2 protein-coding genes are annotated in these 3,003 nt (G+C 68.4%); both read right to left on the bottom strand.

Translation table 11 applies throughout. The features are described from left to right. Positions 1-67 precede the first annotated feature (67 nt). Positions 68-1,432, bottom strand: a complete 1,365-nt coding sequence (locus tag WBV89_RS14515; protein ID WP_423982068.1) for a TldD/PmbA family protein — start codon at positions 1,430-1,432, stop codon at positions 68-70. A 5-nt stretch (positions 1,433-1,437) separates the two neighbouring features. Beyond that, entirely contained in the window at positions 1,438-2,829 is a 1,392-nt protein-coding gene (locus WBV89_RS14510) for a TldD/PmbA family protein (RefSeq protein WP_423982067.1), read from the bottom strand. Between the last annotated feature and the right edge of the window lie 174 nt (positions 2,830-3,003).

Below are 3,003 nucleotides of genomic sequence, written 5' to 3'. Positions count from 1 at the left end.
GGGCTGGGGTGGGCTGGCGGGGCGGGGCGGGGCGGGGCGGGGATGATCGAGGCGAGGGCGGTGCGGGTCAGTTGCCGGACATGGTGATGTCGGAAATGACCAGGCTCATGCCGGCCGCGCGCATCGGGAGCCAGTCGATGTCGCCACCGACTTCGACGATGTCGAGCAGCATCTTCTGCAGCGTCGACGCGATCGTGAACTCACGTACCGGGGCGCCGAGTTCGCCGTTGGTGATCAACAGGCCGGCCGCACCGGTCGAGAAGTCACCGCTGATCGGGTTCACGCCCGAGTGCAGCCCCTGCATCTGCTGGACGAGCAGCCCGTCGTCGATCCCGGCGACGATCTCGGCCTGCGACCGGGTGCCTGGTTCGAGTGACAGCGCCAGACAGCCCACGCCGGGTGTCCCCGCGAAACCACCACGCGTCGCGTTGCCGGTGGAGGATGCGCCGGCGCGGCGCGCCGAGTACGAGTTGTGCACGAACTGCTTGAGCACGCCCTGCTCGATGAGCACGTTGCGGCGTGCCGCCAGGCCTTCACCGTCGACATCGGTCGACGTGTACGCCTTCGGGTTCGTCGGATCGTCGACGAAGGTGACGCCGGACGCGGCGACCTGGTCGCCGATCCGATCGGCGAACAACGACCGACCCTTGACGACGGCCTCGCCGTTGAGGGTCGACGAGATGACTCCGAGGAACTGGGCGGTCACGAACGGATCGAGCACGACCGTGACCCGCTTGCTCGCCGGCTTGGTCGCGCCGAGCAGACACGTCGCCCGATCGCTCGCCTCCCGTGCGGCACGGTCGAGATCGAATTCCTCGGGCGACTTGCCGACCGAGAACCCGAACCCGGTCTGGGTTTCGGCGTCATCGCCCTCTCCTTCGTCGGCCAGCGTCGACACCGACACGTAGCAACCGTTCTCGCGACCCGACTGGCGGATCCCCGCCGTCGACGCGACCGCGGTCTCGCCCCAGGCGTCGGCGTAGTTCGAGTCGTCGACGCGCACCCGCGGGTCGAGTCCTGACGCGAGCTTCTCGAGGGTCTTCGCGAGGTCGATCTTGCGATCGGTCTCGTAGTCGGCCAGCGCGTCGCTCCACAGCGACTGCTCGGTCGGCTCGACGCCGTCGGCCTCGGCGAGACCCGCGAACTCGTCGACCGTTCCGAACTCGACGTTCGAACGCGCTTCGGCGAGCACCTCGGCAACAGCGGCCTCGTCGAGGGTCCCCGCGTACGCGAACCCGGTTCGGCCGTCGCGGATCACCCGGATGCCGATCCCCTCGGCCTGTGCGGACACGAAGTGCTCGACGTCGCCCTGGTACACGCGCACTTCGGTCTCGCCGCCACGCGAGACGAACGCCTCGATCTGCTCGCCGCCGGATGCCTGCTCGATCACCCGATCGGCGACGGCCTGGAGTTCGGCCGTGGTGTCGTTCACGCCGCTCACGATGCCGTCCCTCCGACCGTCAGCGCCTTGACGCGCAGCGTCGGCTGACCGTCACCGACCGGAACGCCCTGGCCGTCCTTGCCGCATGTGCCGGGGCTGCCCATCGAGAAGTCGTTCGCGAGCATGTCGATGTCCTGGAGGACCTTCGGTCCGTTGCCGATCAGGTTTCCGTCGCGCAGCGGCTCGGTGATCTTGCCGTCCTCGATCAGGTACGCCTCGGTCATCCCGAACACGAAATCGCCCGACGCGGTGTTGACGCTCCCGCCCCCGAGTTTGGCGACGTACACGCCGTTGGGCGTCGACGAGACGATGTCGTCGGGATCGTCGGGACCGTTCATCACGAACGTGTTCGTCATCCGCACCATCGGGAGGTGCTGGTAGCTCTGACGACGGCCGTTGCCCGACTGGGGGCGACCGTCCTTGCGGGAGCGGAGGAAGTCCCACATGTAGTCGGTGAGGATCCCGTCCTCGATCAGCACGTTGCGTTGCGTGCGCTGACCCTCGTCGTCGATGCCAAGGGTGCCCCACTCGCCGGGCATCGTGCCGTCGTCGACCAACGTCACCATCGGGTTGGCGACCTGCTTGCCGACCTTGCCGGCGTAGACGCTCGCACCCTTCTGGATGTGGTCGGCCTCGAGCCCGTGCCCACACGCCTCGTGGAAGAGCACGCCGCCGGTGCCGTGCTTGATCACGACGGGCATCTCGCCCGACGGTGCCGGGCGGGCGGCGAGCTTGGTGATCGCCTGGCGGGCGGCCTCGCGGGCCATTTCCTCGACGTCGACCGTGTCGAAGATCTCGAAGCCGACCGTGTGACCCATCGACTGGTATCCGGTCTGCATCCCGCCGTCGCCGTTGGCGACGGCGTTGACCCGCAGCAGCGTCCGCACGATCTCGTCGTCGGCGAGCACGCCGTCGGTGTTGGCCACGAGCACGCGCTTGGTGCTGTCGCCGTAGCCGGCCGAGACCTGGACGATCTCGGCTCCGTACGCCCGGGCCGCCTCGTTCATCCGGATGAGGAGTTCGACCTTGCGCGCCTTCTCGATCGAGTCCGGCTCGTGCACGATCGCATTCGGTCGGTGAGTCGCGGACCGCGTCAGCCCGACGGTCGTGACACCGCCACCGCCCTGTCGTGCTGCTGCGGCCGCCGCAGCAGCCGCCGCGTTCAGACCGTCCTCGCTCAGATCGGACGTGTAGGCGAATCCCGTCGTCTCACCCGCGATGACGCGCACCCCGGCTCCACGGTCGCGTCCGCTGGTGACCTGCTCGATCCGACCGTCGTCGAGACCCGCCGACGTGGATCGCTTGTCTTCGGCATACACCTCCGCGAAGTCGGCGCCGGTCGTGGTCGCGCCGGCGAGTACTCGTTCGAGGACGTCTTGATCGATCACCCGACCAGCCTACGAAAGCACGGTGCACATTTTGGACGGATGGCCGTTTCGTCGCCGGTTCTGCGTGCGAAGATCGTCGGGTGATCCCTCGCGCCCGTCGACTCCCACTGGCGCTGCTCGGCGCGGCACTGCTCATCACGGCATGCGGGTCCGATCCGGACACCGCGTCAGGCG

Origin of the sequence: Ilumatobacter sp., assembly GCF_049588435.1 — a bacterium.
Classification (GTDB): domain Bacteria; phylum Actinomycetota; class Acidimicrobiia; order Acidimicrobiales; family Ilumatobacteraceae; genus Ilumatobacter_A.
This window is presented reverse-complemented; position numbering and strand designations above follow the sequence as displayed.